This window comes from Streptomyces sp. CA-249302 (assembly GCF_050936785.1).
In the GTDB taxonomy this organism is placed as follows: Bacteria; Actinomycetota; Actinomycetes; order Streptomycetales; family Streptomycetaceae; genus Streptomyces.
On the sequence record NZ_JBNJMG010000001.1, the window covers coordinates 5,366,069 to 5,387,318 of the forward strand.

Annotated in this window: 18 protein-coding genes; 7 read left to right on the top strand and 11 right to left on the bottom strand. The window is 70.7% G+C overall.

Annotated features, from left to right (window positions below; genetic code table 11):
- Positions 1-23 precede the first annotated feature (23 nt).
- From ACQEWB_RS24145 to ACQEWB_RS24165, 5 genes are all read right to left on the bottom strand, one after another.
- Positions 24-227: a hypothetical protein gene (locus ACQEWB_RS24145; RefSeq protein ID WP_432834308.1), complete on the bottom strand. Its 204-nt coding sequence runs from the start codon at positions 225-227 to the stop codon at positions 24-26.
- Between the two features lie 80 nt (positions 228-307).
- Positions 308-1,027: an ABC transporter permease subunit gene (locus tag ACQEWB_RS24150; protein WP_432834310.1), complete on the bottom strand. Its 720-nt coding sequence runs from the start codon at positions 1,025-1,027 to the stop codon at positions 308-310.
- Positions 1,028-1,037: 10 nt separating this feature from the next.
- On the bottom strand, positions 1,038-1,949 hold the full coding sequence (locus ACQEWB_RS24155) for an ABC transporter ATP-binding protein (RefSeq protein WP_360834873.1): 912 nt from the start codon (positions 1,947-1,949) through the stop codon (positions 1,038-1,040).
- Positions 1,946-2,854: an ABC transporter permease gene (locus ACQEWB_RS24160; RefSeq protein ID WP_432834313.1), complete on the bottom strand. Its 909-nt coding sequence runs from the start codon at positions 2,852-2,854 to the stop codon at positions 1,946-1,948. The genes ACQEWB_RS24155 and ACQEWB_RS24160 overlap by 4 nt, the downstream gene beginning before the upstream one ends.
- Positions 2,844-3,806 (bottom strand): ABC transporter ATP-binding protein, encoded by a 963-nt coding sequence (locus ACQEWB_RS24165; RefSeq protein WP_432843977.1) that lies wholly within the window; start codon positions 3,804-3,806, stop codon positions 2,844-2,846. Before ACQEWB_RS24165 ends, ACQEWB_RS24160 begins: the two co-directional genes overlap by 11 nt.
- A gap of 253 nt (positions 3,807-4,059) precedes the next feature.
- Here ACQEWB_RS24165 and ACQEWB_RS24170 point away from each other — a divergent pair, with 253 nt between their 5' ends.
- The 7 genes from ACQEWB_RS24170 (at position 4,060) to ACQEWB_RS24200 (ending at position 10,735) form a co-directional block, all read left to right on the top strand.
- The gene (locus ACQEWB_RS24170; protein ID WP_432834315.1) at positions 4,060-4,902 is read left to right on the top strand and encodes a M24 family metallopeptidase; all 843 of its coding nucleotides are present in this window, start codon (positions 4,060-4,062) and stop codon (positions 4,900-4,902) included.
- A gap of 2 nt (positions 4,903-4,904) precedes the next feature.
- Positions 4,905-6,659 (top strand): SDR family oxidoreductase, encoded by a 1,755-nt coding sequence (locus tag ACQEWB_RS24175; RefSeq protein ID WP_432834317.1) that lies wholly within the window; start codon positions 4,905-4,907, stop codon positions 6,657-6,659.
- 79 nt (positions 6,660-6,738) lie between these two features.
- Entirely contained in the window at positions 6,739-7,677 is a 939-nt protein-coding gene (locus ACQEWB_RS24180) for a MerR family transcriptional regulator (protein WP_432834319.1), read from the top strand.
- A gap of 121 nt (positions 7,678-7,798) precedes the next feature.
- The gene (locus ACQEWB_RS24185; RefSeq protein ID WP_432834321.1) at positions 7,799-8,347 is read left to right on the top strand and encodes an RNA 2'-phosphotransferase; all 549 of its coding nucleotides are present in this window, start codon (positions 7,799-7,801) and stop codon (positions 8,345-8,347) included.
- Between the two features lie 28 nt (positions 8,348-8,375).
- Positions 8,376-8,822, top strand: a complete 447-nt coding sequence (locus ACQEWB_RS24190; protein WP_432834323.1) for a hypothetical protein — start codon at positions 8,376-8,378, stop codon at positions 8,820-8,822.
- A gap of 42 nt (positions 8,823-8,864) precedes the next feature.
- On the top strand, positions 8,865-9,770 hold the full coding sequence (locus ACQEWB_RS24195) for an LLM class flavin-dependent oxidoreductase (protein WP_432834325.1): 906 nt from the start codon (positions 8,865-8,867) through the stop codon (positions 9,768-9,770).
- A 77-nt stretch (positions 9,771-9,847) separates the two neighbouring features.
- The gene (locus tag ACQEWB_RS24200) at positions 9,848-10,735 is read left to right on the top strand and encodes a Cof-type HAD-IIB family hydrolase (protein ID WP_432834327.1); all 888 of its coding nucleotides are present in this window, start codon (positions 9,848-9,850) and stop codon (positions 10,733-10,735) included.
- A gap of 1 nt (position 10,736) precedes the next feature.
- Here ACQEWB_RS24200 and ACQEWB_RS24205 read toward each other — a convergent pair whose 3' ends face one another.
- From ACQEWB_RS24205 to hisC, 6 genes are all read right to left on the bottom strand, one after another.
- Positions 10,737-11,795, bottom strand: coding sequence for a M23 family metallopeptidase (locus ACQEWB_RS24205; protein ID WP_432834329.1), 1,059 nt, complete (start codon positions 11,793-11,795; stop codon positions 10,737-10,739).
- 104 nt (positions 11,796-11,899) lie between these two features.
- A complete protein-coding gene (locus tag ACQEWB_RS24210) occupies positions 11,900-13,585 on the bottom strand; it encodes a sensor histidine kinase (RefSeq protein ID WP_432834331.1) in 1,686 nt (561 codons plus the stop codon).
- A 52-nt stretch (positions 13,586-13,637) separates the two neighbouring features.
- Positions 13,638-17,138, bottom strand: a complete 3,501-nt coding sequence (gene cydD, locus ACQEWB_RS24215) for a thiol reductant ABC exporter subunit CydD (RefSeq protein ID WP_432834333.1) — start codon at positions 17,136-17,138, stop codon at positions 13,638-13,640.
- Between the two features lie 35 nt (positions 17,139-17,173).
- The gene (gene cydB, locus ACQEWB_RS24220; protein ID WP_432834335.1) at positions 17,174-18,178 is read right to left on the bottom strand and encodes a cytochrome d ubiquinol oxidase subunit II; all 1,005 of its coding nucleotides are present in this window, start codon (positions 18,176-18,178) and stop codon (positions 17,174-17,176) included.
- An 18-nt stretch (positions 18,179-18,196) separates the two neighbouring features.
- Entirely contained in the window at positions 18,197-19,705 is a 1,509-nt protein-coding gene (locus ACQEWB_RS24225; protein ID WP_432834337.1) for a cytochrome ubiquinol oxidase subunit I, read from the bottom strand.
- A 199-nt stretch (positions 19,706-19,904) separates the two neighbouring features.
- Positions 19,905-20,984, bottom strand: coding sequence for a histidinol-phosphate transaminase (gene hisC, locus ACQEWB_RS24230; RefSeq protein ID WP_432834339.1), 1,080 nt, complete (start codon positions 20,982-20,984; stop codon positions 19,905-19,907).
- Between the last annotated feature and the right edge of the window lie 266 nt (positions 20,985-21,250).

Consider the following 21,250-nt stretch of genomic DNA (forward strand, 5'->3'; position numbering starts at 1 on the left):
ACCGAATTATTCGGGCAGCCGTGCTAGGAACGCCGTCGCCACCTGCGCCGACGCCCCTTGCTGAAGAACCAGCCGGCGGGCGGCTCGTCGGAGCGCCAGGGCTGCGGCTCGGGCTCCTCCTGGCGCCACCGGGCGGCGAGCATGCGGGCGCGGGCTGAGGGCTCGGCCGTCTCGGCGGACCGTATGAAGTCCTCGTCCAGGACGAGGTCGTCCCAGTTGTCTGCCATCCCCGTTCCTCTCAGCCCAGCGTTCCCTTTTGCCCAGTGTGCCCGGACAGAGGTGAAGTCCCTGTCAATAAGGGCGGTGTCTACTCCTCGCCGGCCAGCGTCAGCGACCGCAGCTTCTGCCCGGCGTACCAGGTGGCCAGGACCGTCACCACGACCAGGAACACCGTCGCCGTGGGCAGGCTGACGTCCGAGGTCACCAGGTCGCCGCCGGCCACCTTGTGCGCGACGGCCAGCGACCACTGCTGGACGCTGAGCGTGCGCGCCCCGGAGACCAGGGAGCCGAACAGCGCCTCCCACACCAGCGCGTACACCAGCCCGAAGACCACCGCGTGCCGGGACACCGTGCCCAGGAGCAGGAAGAGCGCCGCGTAGGCGATGGAGGAGACCAGTGCGGCCACGGTGTAGGCCACCGCGATCTGCTGGCCGTTGCCGTTCAGGATCAACCCGGCGATGAAGGTCGGCAGGGCCGAGAACACCATCGTCACCGCGATCGCGACGATCAGCTTGGTGAAGATGATCGTGGGCCGCTTCAGCGGCTTGGAGAGCAGGTACACCACCGAGCCGTCGTCGATCTCCGGGCCGATCGCGCCGGTGCCGGCGATGACACCGATGATCGGCACCATGGTGGCGAGCGCGAGCCCGCCCAGCAGGTCGGCGGCGGTCTGGTCGTCGGCGCCTGCCAGGCCGCGGACGACGACGGAGATGGCGATCAGCAGCAGGGGCAGGGCGCCCAGGATGAGGGCCCTGCGGCGGCCGAGCAGGGCCCGGTACGTGAGCCGGGCGACTGTGGGGTCGTACATCTTCGGCCTCCTACGCCGCGACCAGATACGAGAAGACGGACTCAAGGGACTCGTCGGACGGCGAGACCGTGAGCAGCCGGATGCCGTGGTCGCGGGCGACCCTGGGCAGCAGCGCGGTGAAGCGGCCGAAGTCGACGGCCTGGATGCGCAACGCGCCTTCCTGGAGGTCGACTTCGATGCCGGACGTCGACGGGTCGGCGATCAGCGCGGCCGCGAGCGCGCGGTCGTCGCTGGAACGCACCAGGTAGCGGTGCGGCCGGTCGGTCATCAGGCGGCGGATCTTGCGGAAGTCGCCGCTGGCCGCGTGCCGTCCGGCCACCACGACCTCGATGTGCCAGGCGAGTTGCTCGACCTCTTCGAGGATGTGGGACGAGAAGAGGACCGTGCGGCCCTCGTCGCCCATGCGGCGCAGCAGGTCCATCAGCTGCATGCGCTGGCGCGGGTCCATGCCGTTGAAGGGCTCGTCGAGCAGGAGCAGGGACGGGTCGTGCACCAGGGCACTCGCCATCTTCACGCGCTGTCGCATGCCCTTGGAGTACGTCGAGATCTTGCGGTCCTGCGCGTACTCCATCTCGACCGTCGCGAGCGCCTTCTGGGCCGCCTTGGCGCCGAGGCCGTGCAACTCGGCGTTGGCGACGACGAATTCGCGGCCGGTGAGGAAGTCGTACATCGCCTCGCGCTCGGGGACGATGCCGATGTGCTTGTAGATGGCCTCGTTGCGCCACACCTGCTGGCCGTCGAGGGTGACGGTGCCGGTGGAGGGGGCCAGGAAGCCGCCCATCATGTTGATGAGGGTGGACTTTCCGGCGCCGTTGGGGCCGAGCAGACCGGTGACGCCGGGGCCGATGGTCATGGTGATGTCGTTGACGGCGACCACGTTGCCGAACCAGCGGGAGACGTGGTCGATGTTGAGCGTGGTCACAGTCCCACCTTCTGGTAGCGACGCATCAGGAGGCCGTAGCAGGCGGCGATCAGGCCGAGGACGACCAGGACGTAGACCGCGCCCTCGCCGTTGCTCGGGCCGACCGCTCCGGGGAACGCCGAGCTCGCGCCGAGGAAGGCCGACTGGACGCCGTCGATGAGCGTGACGGGCGAGAAGAGGCCGATCCAGGGGATGGCGCCGGTGCTGTTCTGGGCGTCGGCGATCGCCTGGAGGGTGGAGACCGCGCCGTAGGAGATGGTCAGCACGGCGATGACGGCGGCGATACCGAAGCCGCGCCGCGGGGTCACCGAGGCGATGACCAGGCCGATGCCGGCGAAGAGCAGTGAGAGCAGTGCCACGGAGACCAGCCCCTGAGCGAATCCCTTGGTCTGGTCGGCGAAGTCGAGCTTGGCAAGGAGCGCGCCCACATAGAGCACGAGCAGCGGCGCGGCGGTCAGGACGAACATCGCCGAGGCCAGCGCGGCGTACTTGGCGCGCACGTAGTCGGAGGTCTCGATCGGCCGCGAGAAGTACAGCGGCACGGTCTTGAAGCGCAGGTCGCGCGAGACCGACTGGGGCGCCTGCGAGGCGACGTACAGGCTGATGACGGCCTGCATGATGATCGCGTAGCGCGTGTAGTCGACGGGCAGGTCCTTGGCCTTGGTGGCGACCGCGACGGCGACCATGATGGCCGCGGGCACGCACATCACCACGAAGAGCAGCATCGGCAGCACCTTGGACTTGATGGAACGTCCGAGGCCGTAGGCACCGCGCAGGGACTGCGAGTAGAGCGAGCGGGTCGCGTACGAGCGGCCGAGGCGGGGGCCGTCGTAGTTGCGGTAGCCGATGTTGTGGATGCGGGTCTGGTCACCCGGCGTAGCAGCCACAGGGTGCTCAACTGCCATGGACGACCGCCTCCTTGCTCTGCTCGTCCTCGGTGGTGAAGACCTCCGAGATGTGGTGGCGGCGCTGCTCCATGCGCACCAGGCCGAGGCCCAGGTCGGCGACGACGTCGCGCACCAGGTCGTACGTCTCCTCGCCCTGCGCGGTCAGCAGCAGGATGTGGCCGGCGCCGGGGAGTCCGCTGCCGGCCTCGACGGTCACCCCGCGCGCGTGCAGCGCCTCGCGCATCACGCGCGTGCCGTCCGGGTGCTCGTCGGTGTCGGTGACCTCGATGGCGAGGGTGGTCGTGGTCTGGGTGAAGTCCGTGGTGGAGCTGGAGCGCAGGAGCTTGCCGCCGTCGATGACGACCACGTGGTCGCAGGTGCGCTCCAGCTCGCCCAGGAGGTGGGAGGTGACCAGCACGGAGATGCCGAAGTCCGTGTAGATGCGCCGGATCAGCGCGAGCATCTCGTCGCGCCCGACCGGGTCGAGGCCGTTGGTCGGCTCGTCCAGGAAGACCAGCTGCGGGTCGTGGACGAGGGCCTGGGCGAGCTTCACGCGCTGCTTCATGCCCGTCGAGTAGCCGCCGATGGGGCGGTAGCGCTCCTCGTACAGGCCGACGTGGCGCAGCGTGTCCGCGGTGCGCTCGCGCGCGGCCGTCGGCGGCAGGCCGGACATGCGGGCCATGTGGACGACGAACTCGGTCGCCGAGACGTCCGGCGGCAGGCAGTCGTGCTCCGGCATGTAGCCGACCCGCTCGCGGATGGCGGCACCCTTGGTCGCGACGTCGAGCCCGAGCACTTCGGCGCGGCCCTCGGAGGCGGGAGACAGACCCAGCAGGATCTTGATCATGGTGGACTTGCCGGCCCCGTTCGCTCCGACGAGCCCGGTCACACCGGGTCCGACGTCGACGGAGAGCCGGTCAAGCGCGGTCACCCGGGGGAACCGCTTGCTCAGGCTTTCGGTCGCGATCACAGTCACGCATTCGAAGGTAGTGACCTGGACCACGGCGGTCGTCAGACCGCAGAGCTGTCTTCGTCTCAGACTCCAGATGTACGGGTCCGTAGGGGAGACCCCTACCTGAGAGCTACGGACAGTTATCCGTCACCCAGGGTTATCCACAGCCCGAACCCCGCCTATTGACGCAGCCTCTAACAACTGTCACATTCGCTGGTGTCAAGTTACGGGCACGTACCGCAGTCGGCGTGGACGAGGGTGGGGCGGTGGCATGACGACGGCAGTGACAGGCGAACTCTCCGTGGAACTGCGGGGTTTCAGGCAGGTGCAGCGCCTCGCCTACGAATGCGCGGAGGCGGTCGCCGCCCAGTTGCAACCGGGGGTGACCGAGCGCGAGGCGGCCCGGATGCAGCGGGCGTGGCTGCGCGAGCGCGGGGTGCGGGACTGGTTCCACCTGCCCTTCGCCTGGTTCGGCGACCGCACGGCCTTCGTGAACTTCCGTGTCCCGCTCCAGTTCTTCCCGACCGACCGCCGCCTGGAGCCCGGCATGCCGTTCATCCTCGACCTGGCCCCGGTGTACGACGGCTGCACGGCCGACATCGGCTACTCGGGCTCGCTCGGCGTCAACCCCGTGCAGGACCGGCTGATGGCCGACCTGGAGGCGCACCGCGAGCTGATCCTGCGCGAGGTCCGCGAGCGGCGCCCGCTGCGCACGATCTACGAGGACGTGGACCGCCTCATGGTCCGCCAGGGCTACGCCAACCGGCACCGCGCCTACCCCTTCGGCGTGATCGCCCACAAGGTCGACCGGGTGAAGGAACGCCGCTTCTCACCCCACCTGTTCGGCTTCGGCACCCAGTCCCTCAAGGGCCTGGCCGCCGACGCGCTGCACGGCCACCGCGAGGGCTGGTCCCCGCTCTGGTCGCCGTACCGCTTCTCCGACCATCCGCCGCAGCCGGGCCTGTGGGCGGTCGAACCCCACCTCGGATTCCGCGGCACCGGCGCGAAGTTCGAGGAGATCCTGGTCGTCACCGACTCCAGGGACCCCGAGCAGAGCGCCTTCTGGCTGGACGACGATCTGCCGCACGTGCGGCGCTGGGCGGAGGAGAAGTGAGCATGCTCAAGGGGGCACGGGAGCGCCGGGTGCGGACCGGCGGCATCGAACTGTGCGTCGCCGAGCTGGGCGAGGCCGGGCAGCCGACGGTCGTCCTGGTGCACGGCTATCCGGACAGCAAGGAGGTCTGGTCCGAGGTCGCCGGGCGGCTGGCCGAGCGCTTCCATGTCGTGTTGTACGACGTCCGGGGCCACGGCCGCTCGTCCGCGCCGCAGCCCCTGCGCGGCGGCTTCACCCTGGAGAAGCTCACGGACGACTTCGTGGCGGTGATCGACGCGGTCAGCCCGGACCGGCCGGTGCACGTGGTGGGGCACGACTGGGGCTCGGTGCAGTCCTGGGAGTTCGTCACCGTGAAGCGCACCGAGGGACGCATCGCCTCCTTCACGTCGATGTCCGGACCGTCCCTCGACCACTTCGGCCACTGGATCAACAGCCGCCTGAAGAAGCCCACTCCACGCCGGGTCGGCCAGCTCCTGGGGCAGGGCGCCAAGTCCTGGTACGTGTACGCGCTGCACACACCCGTGCTGCCCGAACTGGCCTGGCGCGGCCCGCTCGGCAAGCGCTGGCCGGCCGTCCTGCGCCGCTTCGAGAAGGTCCCCGCCGACGGCTACCCGACCTCCTCGCTGCCCCAGGACGCCGCCCACGGGGCATGGCTGTACCGCGACAACGTGCGGGCGAGGCTGCGCAGGCCGCGCCCCGACGCGTACGCGCACGCTCCCGTGCAGCTCATCACGCCCTTGGAGGACGCGTTCCTGTCGGAGCGCCTCTACGACGACCTCGACACCTGGGTCCCTCGGCTGACCCGCCGCACGCTCCCGGCCAAGCACTGGATACCGCGCACCCGTCCCGACCAACTGACGGCCTGGATCGCCGAGTTCGTGACGACGACGGAAGGAGGCAGGACCGGGACGACGACGGCGACCGGCAAGTACGCCGACCGGTTCGGCGGACAGCTCGTCCTGGTCACCGGCGCGGGCAGCGGCATCGGACGGGCCACGGCGTTCGCCTTCGCCGAGGCCGGCGCGCGCGTGGTGGCCGTCGACCGGGACGCGGAGGCCGCCGCCCGCACCGCCGAACTGTCCCGCCTGGTCGGCGCCCCCGAGGCCTGGGCGGAGACCGTCGACGTCTCCGACGAACAGGCCATGGAGAAACTCGCCGACAAGGTCGCCGCCGAGTACGGCGTGGTGGACGTCCTCGTCAACAACGCCGGGATCGGCCTGGGCGGCTCCTTCCTCGACACCACCCCGGCGGACTGGAAGAAGGTCCTCGACGTCAACCTGTGGGGCGTCATCCACGGCTGCCGGCTCTTCGGGAAGCAGATGGCCGAGCGCGGACAGGGCGGCCACATCGTCAACACCGCCTCGGCGGCCGCGTACCAGCCTTCCAAGGCGCTGCCCGCCTACAGCACCTCCAAGGCGGCCGTACTCATGCTCAGTGAGTGCCTGCGCGCCGAACTGGCAGGCCAGGGCATCGGCGTGAGCGCCATCTGCCCGGGCTTCGTCAACACCAACATCACCTCGACCGCGCGCTTCGCGGGCGTGGACGCCGAGGAGGAGAAGCGGCGCCAGAAGAGGTCGGCACGGCTGTACGGGCTGCGCAACTACCCGCCGGAGAAGGTCGCCGACGCGATCCTGAAGGCCGTCGTCCGCAACCAGGCCGTCGTACCCGTGACCCCGGAGGCCCGCGGCGCCCACCTGATGTCCCGCTTCACCCCGCGCGCGTTGCGGGCGATAGCCCGGCTGGAGCCACCGCTGTGACCTCGCCGACGGCCGCGTGGAGAGACCTCGGCGCGACGCGGGCGGCGTGGGAAGACCTCGGCGCGGTGAGGGCGACGGCATGAGCGAGGCCGCCGTGTACCGGATAGAGGACCTGGCCCACGCGAGCGGCGCCACCGTCCGCACCATCCGCGCCTACCAGGACCGCGGTCTGCTCCCCCGACCGGAGCGCCGCGGCCGCGCCAACCTCTACTCCGACGCCCACCTCGCCCGGCTGCGCCGGATCGCCGACCTCCTCGACCGCGGCTACACCCTGGCCTCCATCAAGGAGCTCCTGGAGGCCTGGGACGCGGGCCGCGGGCTCGGCGGGGTGCTCGGCCTGGTCGCCGAGGTGGACGGCCCGTGGACCGACGAGGAGGCGGTACGGATCTCACGCGCCGAACTCGACGAGCGCTTCGGCGGCTCCCCGGACGCCGCGGCGGTCGCCGACGCCGTGCAGCTGGGCGTGCTGGAGCCGGTCCCCGGGGACGACGACGTCTTCCTCGTGCCGAGTCCCCAAGAGCTCGCCGTGGCCGTGGAGTTGCACTCGGCGGGCGTGCCACTGTCCGCGATCTCCGGTCATCTGCGGGAGTTGAGGGGTCAGGTCGAGCACATCGCGGCCCGTTTCCTGGAGTTCACCACCGAGCACGTCTTCGCCCGCTACCTGGAAGGCCCGCACCTTCCGACCGACGCCGACGCCACGGAAGCGGCCTCGCTGGTACGGCGGCTGCGGCCGCTCGCGCAGCAGACGGTGGACGCGGAACTCGCCCGGGCGATGCGGTTGTTGGCGGTGCGGCATCTGCGGCAGCACCTCGGAGGACAGGACTCTTCGCCGAGCCAGCCGACATCACGCTCGGTGATCCTGCCCGAGGCGACAATTCGGGCGGTGGAGGAGCTGGTTGGTGTTGAACGGGTGGCGGAGTTCGTGGGGCTCGCGGCTGAACGGGAGGTGCGGGCAAGGGCGTTGGACGTGCTCGTGTCAAGGGGAGGCCCCCCAGGCGATCTTGACGAAGGGGGCTGACATGTCGGGGAGTTGTCCACAGAAACGCCAAGTAACCTGTGGATAACTACAGTTGGTTGTGGATCAAACCTCGGAACAAAAAAATTAGCGTGACGCACGTCTCTCCCCTCATGCTGATCGGATGGACGAAAGACGCACCGTAAAGGTGTCGAAGTACCTCTCGAAACACCTACGGCACCAACCGGAACGGATCGGGCTCACCCTCGACGAGGCCGGCTGGGTCGAGATCGACGAGCTGATCGCCGCGGCCGCGGAGCACAACTTCCGGTTCACCCGGGACGAACTGGACCATGTGGTCGCCGCCAACGACAAACAGCGCTTCGCGATCGACGGCAGCCGGATCCGCGCCAGCCAGGGCCACAGCATCGAGGTCGAGCTGGGACTGCCCCCGGCGACCCCGCCGCCGTACCTCTTCCACGGCACCGTGGCCCGCTACCTGGACGCCATCCGCACCGAGGGGCTGCGCCCCATGAACCGGCACGACGTGCACCTCTCGGCCGACCGTGAGACGGCCACACGCGTGGGCGCGCGGCGCGGCCGGCCCGTCGTGCTCTCCGTGGACGCGGGCGCGATGCACCGGGACGGACACGTCTTCCACGTCAGCGCCAACGGGGTGTGGCTGACACAGGGTGTGCCCCCGAAGTACCTGCGGTTCCCCGAGTCGCACTGACCCCCCGGCTCGCGGCAGGATCAAAGGTATGGACCACCTTCCCAGCACCGAGGCCGCCGTCACCGCGCTCCGTGAGCTCGCCGCGGAGTACGCGCGCGTGGTCGAGGTGAGCCACGAGATCGGCGCCGACCGGACCTCCCGCCGCACCGCCGCGGGCGTCGGCGTCACCACCGACCCGGACGGCACCCTGCCGCACGAGGCCTACCTCGAGTTCGGCGGCCTGCCCCGGGTGAGCGTGCGGCTCTACCCCGACGACGACGCGCTGATCACCGTCGAGGGCGTCGAGTGCCCCGACATCGACCGCGACGACGTGCCCGCCTTCGTGCGCTCCCTCTTCGACGACCGGGCCTTCGTGAAGGCCCGCCGCTTCCCGTCCGCCCGGACCCTGATCGTGCCGCTGCCCGGCGACCGCACCCACCGCGAGCACCTGACGCAGCTCCACCTCACGCCGTGGCTGAGCAGCCGCGTACGGTGACCGTTTCGTCCGTTGTCGGAGGGTGCGCTTAGTCTCGGATGCATGAGTCTGCGTCTGAGCACCGTGATCCTTCCGCACCGCCGCTGGCACGAGGGCGGCCGTTCGGCATGGCAGCGGGCCGAGCAACTCGGCTTCCACACCGCCTACACCTACGACCACCTGTCCTGGCGTATCCCCTTCCGCGACGGCCCGTGGTTCGGCGCCGTGCCGACGCTGACCGCCGCCGCGGGCGTCACCGAGCGGCTGCGCCTGGGCACGCTGGTGACCTCGCCGAACTTCCGGCACCCGGTGACCCTCGCCAAGGAGCTGATCTCCCTCGACGACATCTCCGGCGGCCGCGTCACCCTCGGCATAGGGGCGGGCGGCACCGGCTTCGACGCCACCGCGCTCGGGCAGGAGCCCTGGACGCCGCGCGAGCGGGCCGACCGGCTCGCCGAGTTCGTGCCGCTCCTGGACCGGCTGCTGACCGAGGACTCGGTGTCGTACGAGGGGAACTACTACTCGGCGCACGAGGCGCGGAACATCCCCGGGTGCGTGCAGCGGCCCCGGCTGCCCTTCGCGGTGGCCGCCACCGGCCCGCGCGGACTGCGGCTGGCCGCACGGTACGGGCAGGCCTGGGTGACCACCGGCGACCCGAAGCTGTACGAGAACGGCACTCCCGAACAGTCGATTCAAGCCATTCGCGGGCAGGCCGAGAAGCTGGCCGACGCGTGCGCCGAGATCGGGCGGGACCTGGCCGGAATGGACCGCATCCTGCTCACCGGGTTCACCCCGGACCGGGCCCGGCCGCTGGAGTCGCTCGACGCGTTCGTGGACTTCGCCGGCCGCCACCGCGAGCTGGGCTTCACCGAGATCGTCGTCCACTGGCCCATCCAGGACACGATGTTCGCCGCCGACGAGAAGGTCTTCGAACAGATCGCCATGGAGACGTCGGCGCAACTCGGATGAGAACGACGGAGGGTGACGGTGCTGATGAGGACGGTAATCACTCACCTGCGCGGAGTCCCGCACGGGCGTGCGGGCATATGCGGGAGAATGGCCCGGTGACCTCAGCGACTCGACAGCCCGAGACCCCGGCCGCCGCCGCAGCGCCCCGGCTCATAGCCACCGATCTCGACGGCACCCTCCTGCGGGACGACAAGTCGGTCTCCCCGCGCACGGTCGCCGCCCTCGCCGCCGCCGAGGAGGCGGGCATCGAGGTCTTCTTCGTCACCGGCCGCCCGGCCCGCTGGATGGACGTCGTCAGCGACCACGTCCACGGCCACGGCCTCGCCATCTGCGGAAACGGCGCGGCAGTGGTCGACCTGCACGGCGGCCCCGGCGCCCACCGCTTCGTGAAGGTGCGGGAGCTGGCCCGGGACAACGCGCTGGACGCCGTACGACTCCTGCGGGACGCGGCGCCGGGCACGGTGTACGCGGTCGAGCAGACGTACGGCTTCCACCAGGAGCCCGACTATCCCAAGCTGCACATGGAGACCCCGGACCACCTGCTGCCCGCCGAGGAGCTGCTGGCGCCGGACGGGCGCGCGGCCGGGGAGCCGGTGCTCAAGATCCTCGCCTACCACCCGTCGCTCGACCCGGACGGCTTCCTCACCACCGCCCGCCTCGCCATCGGCGACCGCGCCAACGTCACCCGTTCCAGCCCCAGCGCCCTGCTGGAGGTCAGCGGCCCCGGCGTCTCCAAGGCCAGCACCCTCGCCCTGTGCTGCGCCGAACGCGGCATCTCGCACGAGGAGGTCGTCGCCTTCGGCGACATGCCGAACGACGTGGAGATGCTGACCTGGGCGGGCCGGTCGTACGCGATGGGCAACGCCCACCCGGACGTCATCGCCGCCGCCTCGGGACGGACGGTCGCCAACAACGAAGACGGGGTGGCCGTCGTGATCGAGCGGATGCTGGCGGAGCGCGGCTGACTCAGCCGACCGGCACACCCCGCGCCGCGAGCCACGGCACCGGGTCCACCGCCGAGCCCAGTTCCGGTGTGACCCGTACCTCGAAGTGCAGGTGCGGGCCGGTGGAGTTGCCGCTGGTGCCGGACTGGGCGATCCACTGGCCGGTGTTCACACGGTCGCCCTGGTCGACCGTCACGGCGGCCAGGTGGGCGTACTGCGTGTAGTAGCCGCCGGGGTGCTCGATCACGATCTCGATCCCGAAGGAGCCCCCGCAGGACACCTTCACCACCCGCCCCGCGCCGACCGCCCGCACCGGCGTCGCGATCGGCACCGCGAAGTCCTGCCCGGTGTGCCGGTTCGCCCACCGGTCACCGCCGCTGCCGAAGCCGGCCGAGAGTTCGTACGTCTCGACGGGCGTCACCCACGCCTGCGTGACCTGCGCGTTCGGCTGGTCCAGCCGGACCGCGCCACGGCAACTGCCCGCCGCCACCGAGGCGTCCGCCCGGCCCTGCAACTCCCAGCGCGCCTGTTCGAGGCTGCGCTGGACACCGTCCTTCATGGCCGCGAGCCCGGCGTTCCGCTTCTCCAGCGCCCGCCACTCGCCCGCCGCCTTCGCCTCGTCGGCGGCCAGCCGCGCCTCGGCCCGCCGGCTCTTGCCGACCGCGTTCTCCAACGCCAGATTCGCCTGCGAGAAGACATGCTGACCGCGCATCAGCTGGTCCGGGCTCTTCGCGAGGATGATCTGCGCGGTCAGCGGCAGCCCGCCGCCGGTGCGGTACTGGGCGCGGGCGATGCGCCCCAGGTCCTCGCGCATGACGGCGATCTCCCGCCGCTCGCGGTCCAGCAGCGTCTCGGCCCGCCCGGCCCGCGCCCGCTGCGCCTCCGCCGCCAGCCGGCCCGCCTCGTACCGCTGCGTCGCGACGGCCGCGTCCTGGTAGAGCCGCGCCACCTGCGCACTGACGTCCGGGTCACCGCCCTCGTCGCCCGACTCCCCGTCGGCCGCCGTCGGCCGGGCCGCCAGCACGGCCAGAGCGCACAGCAGCGCCGGAAGAAGCAGCGGGTGACGGCGAGGTGAGCGCATATCAGCGATCGTGTCCCGGCCCCACCGCCCCGGTCCTGTTCAACTCGTACACCTGGGGGACCCGTTGCTGCGGCCGGGGCACAGGGGCCGTGGTGTGCCCCGGTTCAGTACGGCGCCTCCCAGACCACCGCCGTACCCCCTCCGTCCGCCCCGATGCCCGGTCCGTGCCCGCTGTCGCCGCCCAGGGACTCGGCGCGGCGCTTGAGGTTCCGCAGGCCGCTGCGGCGGCCGCCCGCCGGGATCCCGACGCCGTCGTCCGCGACCGTCAGGCGTACGCCCGAACGTCCGTCCGACAGGGTCGCCGTCGCGTCGACGACCACGTCGATCCGGGATGCCCCGGCGTGCCGGAAGGCGTTGGAGAGGGCCTCGCGCAGGGCGGCGATGAGGTTCTTGCCGGTGAGGTCGCCGACCAGGGCGTCGACCGCGCCGACGAAGCGGTGCGAGGGTCTGAAGCCGAGGGGCACGGCGGCCATGTTGATCTCGCGCAGCACGCGTGTGCGCAGCCCGGAGGGCACTTCGGCCGGGCCCTGCTGGAGCGCGAAGATCGCGGTGCGGATCTCCTGGATGGTGACGTCGAGTTCGTCGACCGCCTTGCCGACGCCTTCCTGCACCTCGGGCACCACCGACCCGCGCTGGGCGCTCTCCAGCATCATGCCGGTCGCGAACAGCCGCTGGATGACGAGATCGTGCAGGTCACGGGCGATCCGGTCGCGGTCTTCGTACACCGCGAGCCGCTCCCGGTCCCGCTGCGCCTCGGCCATCATCAGCGCGAGCGCCGCCTGCGAGGCGAACTGGACCGCCATCGTCCGCTCGGCCTCCGTGAAGGGACGCCCACCTTGTGCGCGCGGGGTGACGAGGGCCCCCAGGACCCGCCCGTCGCTCTGCAGCGGCAGCATCATGACCGGCCCGTACACCCGCCCGTACGGGGTGAGCATGCGCCGGTCGGTGGCCGCGTCGTCGACGAACACGGCCTGTCCGTCGAGGAGTTCGGCGACCAGTTCGCTCTCCGGCGGGACGACGGAGCCCAGCATCGTCGAGGGCCGATCCGCGGCGACGGCCACGATCTCCAGGCCGCCCTCGTCGGCGGGCAGCAGCACGATCCCGGCCGCGGACCCGGACAGCCGGCGCGCCTGCTCGGCGACGACCTGGAGCGCGTCGTCGGCGTCCCCGCCCGACAGCAGCGCCGTGGTGACCGCGACCGACCCGTCGATCCACTGCTCCCGCTGCCTGGCCGCCTCGTACAGCCGCGCGTTGCCCACCGCGATACCGGCCTCGGTCGCCAGCACCCGGACCATGTCCAGGTCGTAGTCGTCGAACGGCCCCCCGCCGCGCTTCTCCGTCAGATACAGATTGCCGTAGACCTCCCCCTGCACCCGGATCGGAAGCCCCAGAAATCTGCGCATCGGCGGATGGTGCTCGGGAAATCCGCAGGACCGCGGATCCCGCGTCAGATCCGCGAGCCGCACCGGCTCCGGATCCCGGATCAGCGCCCCGAGCAGCCCCTTGTGCCCGTCGGGCAGCCGCCCGATCCGCCGCGCGGTCTCCGTGTCGACCCCGTGGAAGACGAAGTCGGCCAGGCCGTCACCCTCCTCGTCGACGACCCCGATCGCCGCGTACCGCGCGCCCGTCAGATCGGCCGCGGTCTCGCAGATCCGGTCCAGCGTGGAGTGCAGTTCGAGCCCACTCCCGACGGACCGCATCGCCTCCAGCAACTGCGGCACACGCGCGGCCAGCTCGGCGGAGAGCCCCGGGGAGCCCGGCTCGGGCCCGGAAGAAGGTGCGACCGACATGCTCCGAGCGTAATTAGTCCCATTTGTTACGGAAACTCGAGACCGTCATCCGTTACGGCGCCCCCACCAGCGCCTCCGTCTCCGCCTCCCGCGCCACCATCTCCCGCAACGGCCCCGGCACAGCGGCCAGCTCCGCATACGTCCCCCGCTGCACGACCCGCCCTTCATCGAGTACGACGACCTCGTCCACGACCTCAAGACCCGCCAGCCGGTGGGTGATGAGCAACGTCGTACGGCCCTCGGTGGCGGCCAGCAGGTCGGCCGTCAGCGCGTCCGCCGTGGACAGGTCGAGGTGCTCGGCGGGCTCGTCGAGCACCAGCACCGGGAAGTCGGCGAGCAGCGCGCGGGCCAGCGCGAGCCGCTGCCGCTGCCCGCCGGACAGCCGCGCCCCGTGCTCGCCGACCAGCGTGTCGAGCCCGTCGGGCAGGCCCTCGGCCCAGTCCAGCAGCCGGGCCCCGGCGAGCGCGTCGCGCAGCTGCTCCTCGGTGGCGTCCTTCTTCGCCAGCAGCAGGTTCTCGCGCACCGAACTGTCGAACAGGTGCGCGTCCTGCGCACACAACCCGACCAGCCTTCGTACGTCGTCACTGTCGAGCGCGTACGCGTCGACGCCGGCCAGCGTGTACGAGCCCGCGTCCGCGTCCAGGAACCGCAGCAGCGCCTGCGCGAGGGTCGTCTTGCCGGACCCGGACGGTCCGACCACGGCGATCCGGCGCCCCTGGTCGAGCGTCAGATCGAGGCCACCGAGCGCGTCCCGGTCCTGCCCCGCGTGCCGGGCCGTGAACCCCTTGAGGGCGACCGGGAAGGGGGAGGCGGGCGCCGGCCGGGGCCGCTCCGGCTCCCGCACCGGCACCGGCGCGTCCAGCACCTCGTACACCCGCTCGGCACTCCTGCGCACCCGCTGCCGGTACTGCACAGCGAGGGGCAGCCCGAGTACGGCCTCGAAGGCGGCCAGCGGAGTGAGGACGACGACCGCCATCGCCACACCGCCGAGCCGCCCGTCGGCGACGCCCTGGGCGCCCACGAGGGCGGTGGCGGCGACGGTCAGGCCGGAGACCAACGCGGTGAGCCCGTCGCCGAGCGCGGTGGCGGTGGCCGCACGGGACGCGATCCGGGTGAGCGTGCCGTCGGCCCGGCGGGCTTCGGCCGTACGGGCGGGCAGGGCGCCGGCGACCGTCAACTCCGCGGTGCCGGTGAGCAGGCCGGTCACCCGCGTCGCCAGCACCCCTCGGGCGGGGGCCAGCCTGCGCTCGGCGCGCCGGGCGACGGCACCGGTGACCAGCGGGACACCGACGCCGGCCGCGAGCAGGCCGACGGCGAGGGCGACTCCGGCCTCGGGCAGCAGCCACGCCGTGAAACCGACGGAGGCGGCCGACACGAGCGCGGCGGCACCGGCGGGCAACAGCCAGCGCAGCCAGTAGTCCTGGAGGGCGTCCACGTCGGCGACCAGGCGCGAGAGCAGGTCGCCGCGGCGGGTACGGCGCAGTCCGGCGGGCGCCAGCCGCTCCAGACGCCGGTATACGGCCACCCGCGTATCGGCGAGCATCCGCAGCACGGCGTCGTGCGACACGAGCCGCTCGCCGTACCGGAACACAGCCCGCCCGATCCCGAAGGCCCGCGTCGCCGTCACGGCAACCATGAGGTACAGCACGGGGGGTTGCTGCGAGGCCCGCGAGATGAGCCAGCCGGAGGTGGCCATGAGCCCTACGGCGCTGCCGAGGGCGAGGGCGCCGAGGAGGAGGGCGAGAGCGAGGCGGCTGCGGCGGGGGCCGGACATGGCGCGGACTCGGGTCAGGGGGTTGTTGGTTGTGCTGGTCGGCTCGGTGGGCGTGGGCGTGGGTCCTGCCAGTGCTATGTCACATACCACTGCCTGCCCGGCCGAGGCCCCCACAGACCCCCGCCCCTCCCCAGCCGCCCCAGCCCCCACCGCCCCGTCCAACCGCACCACCCGATCCGCCACCCCCAGCAGCGCGGGCCGATGCACTACCAGCAGCACCGTCCGCCCCACCGCCAGCCGCCGTACCGCCGCCACGACCTCCGCCTCGGTGGCCCCGTCCAGCGCGGCCGTCGGCTCGTCGAGCAGCAGTACGGGACGGTCCGCGAGGAACGCCCGGGCCAGCGCGAGCCGTTGCCGCTGCCCTGCGGAGAGGCCCGTACCGTCCTCGCCGAGCACCGTGCCGGCCCCGGCGGGCAGCGCGTCCACGAACTCGAGGGCCCCGGCGTCCCCCAACGCCCGCCGTACGGCGGCGTCGTCGGCGTCGGGACGGGCCAGCCGTACGTTCTCCGCGATGGTCCCGGCGAACAAATGCGGCCGCTGCGGCACCCAGGCGATCCGCGACCGCCACTGCTCCAGGTCGACCTCACCGAGATCGACTCCCCCGACCCGCACCCGGCCCTCGGCCGGCGTGACGAACCCCAACAGCACGTTCAGCAGCGTCGACTTGCCCACGCCGCTCGGCCCGACCAGGGCCACCGTCTCGCCGGGCTCGACGGCGAAGGACACGTCCGAGACGGCGTCCTCGGCCCGCCCCGGGTAGCGGACGGAGACCCCTTCGAAGGCCACACCGCCCGCCGGCACGGCACCGGTCCCGGACGCCGGCACCGGCGTCTCCAGCACCGCGAAGATCTCCTCGGCGGCCGCGAGCCCCTCCGCCGCCGCGTGGTACTGCGCCCCGACCTGCCGCAGCGGCAGGTACGCCTCGGGCGTGAGCACCAGGATGACGAGCCCGACGTACAGGTCCATCTCGCCGTGCACGAGCCGCATGCCGATCGTCACGGCGACCAGTGCCACCGAGAGCGTCGCCAGCAGCTCCAGCGCGAAGGAGGAGATGAAGGCGATCCGCAGGGTCCGCATGGTGGCCTGGCGGTACTCGCCGGTGATGCGCTTGATCGACTCGGCCTGCGCCTTGGCCCGCCCGAACACCTTCAGGGTCGGCAGCCCCGCGACGACGTCCAGGAAGTGCCCGGACAGCCGCGAGAGCAACTGCCACTGCCGGTCCATCCGGGACTGCGTGGCCCAGCCGATCAACACCATGAAGACGGGGATGAGCGGCAGCGTGCCGACGATGATGGCCGCCGAGACCCAGTCCTCGGTGACGACCCGGGCCAGCACGGCCACCGGCACCACCACCGCGAGCCCCAACTGCGGCAGATAGCGCGAGAAGTAGTCGTCGAGCGCGTCGACTCCCCGAGTGGCCAGGGCGACCAGCGATCCGGTCCGCTGCCCGCTCAGCCACCCGGGCCCCAACGCGACGGCCCGCTCCAGCAGCCGCCCCCGCAGCTCCGACTTCACGGCGGCGCTCGCCCGGTGGGCGGCGAGCTCGGTGAGCCAGGAGACCAGGGCCCGGCCGCCGGCGACGGCCACCAAGAGCATCAGGGGAGTGCGGAGTTCATTGACCGACATCCCGTGCTGGAAGGCGCCCACCACGACCTCGGCGATGAGCATCGCCTGTGCGATGACCAGGAGGGCACCGAGGACGCCCAAGCCGACCACGGCCACCATGAAGAGGCGGGTGGCCCGGGCGTATCGGAGCAGACGCGGATCGATTGGTTTCACGTGAAACACACCTCAGTGCACGGTCTCAGCGATGTTCAGTGCACGGTCTCGGCGATGTGCTGCGTACCGATCCGCTTGCGGAACACCCAGTAGGTCCAGCCCTGGTAGAGCAGGACGAGCGGCGTGGCGATCGCCGCCAGCCAGGTCATGATCTTCAGGGTGTACGGGCTCGACGAGGCGTTGGTGACCGTGAGGCTCCAGTCCCCGTTGAGCGACGACGGCATGACGTTCGGGAAGAGCGACAGGAAGAGCATCGCCACCGCGGCCACGATCGTGACCCCGGACAGCGCGAACGACCAGCCCTCACGCCCGGCCTGGTTCGCCACCAGCGCCGCGACCAGAGCGACGACGGCCACGACCAGCGCGACCAGACTCTTGCCGTCACCGCTGTCGACCTGCGTCCAGAGCAGGAAGACCAGCGCCAGTACGGCGGTGAGGAGACCGACCCGTGTGGCCAGCTTCCGCGCCCGGACCCGGATGTCGCCGACGGTCTTGAGTGCCGTGAACACCGCTCCGTGGAAGGTGAACAGCGTCAGCGTGACCAGACCGCCGAGCAGGGCGTAGGGGTTGAGCAGGTCCCAGAGGCTGCCGACGTACTCGAAGTTCTTGTCGATCTTCACGCCCCGCACGATGTTGCCGAAGGCCACGCCCCACAGGAACGCCGGGATCAGCGAGGTCCAGAAGATCGCGGTCTCCCAGTTGCGCTGCCAGTTCTCCTCGGGCCGCTTGGCGCGGTACTCGAAGGCGACACCGCGCACGATCAGGCAGACCAGGATGACCAGCAGCGGCAGGTAGAAGCCGGAGAAGAGGGTGGCGTACCACTCGGGGAAGGCGGCGAAGGTCGCGCCGCCCGCCGTGAGCAGCCACACTTCGTTGCCGTCCCAGACCGGGCCGATGGTGTTGATCAGCACCCGCTTCTCGGGCCGGTCGCGGGCGAGCAGCTTGGTGAGGATGCCGACCCCGAAGTCGAAGCCCTCCAGGAAGAAGTAGCCGGTCCACAGGACGGCGATGAGCACGAACCAGACGTCGTGAAGTTCCATGACTCGATCTCCCTCGGCCTAGTACGAGAAGGCCATCGGCTTGTCGGCGTCACGGGCGTCGCCGCCGATCTTCGTGGGCGGGTTGAGGTCGGCCTCGGTGAGCTCGGGCGGGCCGGCCTTGACGTACTTCACCATCAGCTTGACCTCGACTACGGCGAGGATGGCGTAGAGCGCGGTGAAGGTGATCATCGAGATGAGGACCTCGGCCTGGGAGACGCCGGGGGAGACCGCGTGCCGGGTCTGCAGGACGCCGTAGACGACCCACGGCTGGCGGCCCATCTCGGTGAAGATCCAGCCCCAGGAGTTGGCGATCAGCGGGAAGCCCAGGGTCCAGATGGCCACCAGCCAGTAGAGCCGGCCGAGCTTCGGGCTGAGCGCCTTGTTCCTGAAGAGGACCAGGTTCGGCACCTCGTCGTCACCGACCCTCAGATGCTGCGGCAGCATGAACTTCTTGCGGGTCAGCCAGAGTCCGACGATGCCGATGGCGAAGGAGGCCATGCCGAAGCCGATCATCCAGCGGAACGCCCAGAAGGCGACCGGGATGTTGGGCCGGTAGTCGCCGGGGCCGTACTTCTGCTGCTCGGCCTTGTTGGTGTCGTTGATGCCGGGGACGTACGAGTTGAAGTCGTCGTCGGCGAGGAACGACAGTATGCCGGGGACGGACAGCTCGACGGTGTTGTGGCCCTTGCTGACGTCGCCGTAGGCGAAGATCGAGAACGGTGCCGAGTTCTGGCCGTCCCACAGGGCTTCGGCGGCGGCCATCTTCATCGGCTGCTGCTTGAACATGACCTTGCCGAGGGTGTCGCCGCTGATCGCGGTGAGCAGGCCGGCGATGACCACGGTGATCAGGCCCAGCCGCAGCGAGCTCTTCATCACGGTGACGTGCTTCTTGCGGAACAGGTGGAAGGCCGCGATGCCGACCATGAACGCCCCGCCGGTCAGGAAGGACGCGGAGAGCGTGTGGAAGGCCTGGGCCAGCGCCGTGTTCTGGGTCAGCACGTGCCAGAAGTCGGTGAGTTCGGCGCGCCCCTTGGCCTTGTTGATCCGGTAGCCGACGGGGTGCTGCATCCAGGAGTTGGCCGCGAGGATGAAGTACGCCGACAGGATCGTGCCGATCGAGACCATCCAGATGCAGGCCAGGTGGATCTTCTTGGGCAGCTTGTCCCAGCCGAAGATCCACAGACCGATGAAGGTCGACTCGAAGAAGAAGGCGATCAACGCCTCGAAGGCGAGCGGGGCGCCGAAGATGTCACCGACGAAGCGCGAGTAGTCGGACCAGTTCATGCCGAACTGGAACTCCTGCACGATGCCGGTGACCACGCCCATCGCGATGTTGATCAGGAAGAGCTTGCCCCAGAACTTGGTCGCCCTGAGGTACTTCTCCTTCTCCGTGCGCACCCAGGCCGTCTGCAGGCCGGCCGTGAGAGCAGCGAGCGAGATCGTCAGGGGGACGAACAGGAAGTGGTAGACGGTGGTGATACCGAACTGCCATCGCGCCAGGGTCTCCGGCGCCAAAGCCAGATGCACGTCGCCGCTCCTTACGTACGCTTGTGAAAGCGTTCACATTCACAAGCAATTATGGACCATGCCTGTTCGACCCGGGATGGGCGGGGGGTCCCTAAGCGGGTCCGATAGGTCACACCTGTACAGGACCAGTCGGCCTCTAGTACGCAGGGCGCGTCGGTTTCACGTGAAACCGACGCGCCCTGCGTACTCACGGCTGCCGTCACAGTTCCTTGCGGAACGCCTCCGTCACCTTCAGGAAGATGTCGTTCGCCTCGGTCTCCCCGACCGTCACCCGGACGCCCTCGCCCGGGAACGGCCGGACCACCACGCCGTGCTGCTCGCAGGCCTGGGCGAAGTCGACCGTGCGCTCCCCCAGCCGCAGCCACACGAAGTTGGCCTGGGACTCGGGCACCGTCCAGCCCTGGGCCCGCAGCGCCTCGACGACCCGGTTGCGCTCGCACACCAACGAGCCGACCCGGCCGAGGAGCTCGTCCTCCGCACGCAGCGAGGCGATCGCCGCGTCCTGCGCGAGCTGGCTCACCCCGAACGGCACCGCCGTCTTGCGCAGCGCCGCCGCCACCGGCTCATGGGCGATCGCGAAGCCAACCCGTAGACCCGCGAGGCCGTACGCCTTGGAGAAGGTGCGCAGCACGCAGACATTGGGGCGCTCGCGGTACAGCTCCACGCCGTCCGGGACCTCGTTGTCGCGGATGAACTCGCGGTACGCCTCGTCCAGCACGACCAGCACATCGGTCGGCACACGGTCGAGGAAGCGCTCCAGCTCGGCGCGCCGTACGACCGTACCGGTCGGGTTGTTGGGGTTGCAGACGAAGATCAGGCGCGTGCGGTCTGTGATCGCGTCCGCCATCGCGTCCAGGTCGTGCACATCGCCGGGCGTCAGCGGCACCCGCACCGAGGTGGCTCCGCTGATCTGCGTGATGATCGGGTACGCCTCGAAGGACCGCCAGGCATAGATGACCTCGTCGCCGACGCCGGCCGTGGACTGGATCAGCTGCTGGGCGACGCCCACCGAGCCGGTGCCGGTGGCCAGGTGGGCGAGCGGGACGCCGAAGCGGTCGGACAGCTCGTTCATCAGGCCCGTGCAGGCCATGTCCGGGTAGCGGTTGAAGGAGGAGGCCGCGGCCGTGACGCTCTCCATCACGCCGGGCAGCGGCGGATAGGGGTTCTCGTTGGAGGACAGCTTGAAGGCCACCGGGCCACCCGCCGCAGCCGGCTTGCCCGGCTTGTAGGTGGGAATACCCTCCAGCTCGGCGCGCAGCTTGGGGCTCGTCTCACTCACCGCAGTCCTCCTCATGACCACCGGCTTCCAATACTGCTCACCTTATGAGGATTGGGCGCCGCTGCGTACCGGTGGGGGCCAACCCCATCAGCCCCACAGGCATCAGGCGCATCACCGTACGAACGCAGACGAATCGAGGGGCGCTGTCGCATATATCTGTGCGCCGGTGGCTCACGCCCTGGCGCGCATCACCCGTGCAGGTGAGTTGAGACCTCTTCGAAACATCGAGCACTTGGCAGGCTCATGCGTGCCGACAAGTCACGTAG